The sequence below is a fragment of the Vibrio sp. 1402 genome, from assembly GCF_033340275.1.
This window is the reverse complement of record NZ_JAWOWE010000722.1, coordinates 1-515: the sequence shown is the minus strand read 5'-3', so window position 1 is coordinate 515 and position 515 is coordinate 1. Positions and strand designations below refer to the sequence as shown.

Below are 515 nucleotides of genomic sequence, written 5' to 3'. Positions count from 1 at the left end.
TTGGACAGGTAAAACCAAAAATTTTGTTCACTTGTGATGGCTACACATTCAATGGAAAAACTTTCGACATGGCGGAGAAAAACCAACATATATCCGATCATCTCGATGGCCTCAAACAAGTGTGCCAAATCAGCTATCTCAAGCCTCATATCTTTGAATGTGATGTTTGTACCCAAGATTGGCAAAACGTGCTCAATCAATACTCACCCGAGCCCCTCACCTACACTCGCATTAACTTCAATGACCCACTCTTTGTGTTGTATTCATCCGGTACGACAGGTAAACCCAAATGCATCGTGCACTCGGTCGGTGGCACCATTCTGAATCATGTCAAAGAGCATCAACTGCACTGCGATATTCAACCGAACGATCGAGTTTTTTACTACACGACCTGTGGTTGGATGATGTGGAATTGGCACGTTTCCGCCCTTGCAAGCGGAGCGTGCTTAGTCATTTTTGACGGTAGCCCTGTTTATCCTTCTCACAAGGTACTGTGGAACCTTGCTCAAAATGCT

1 protein-coding gene is annotated in these 515 nt (G+C 44.9%); it reads left to right on the top strand.

The window, feature by feature from the left end; genetic code table 11:
• A partial coding sequence (locus R7044_RS28135) for an AMP-binding protein (RefSeq protein WP_225456388.1) occupies window positions 1-515 on the top strand: 515 nt, incomplete at both ends.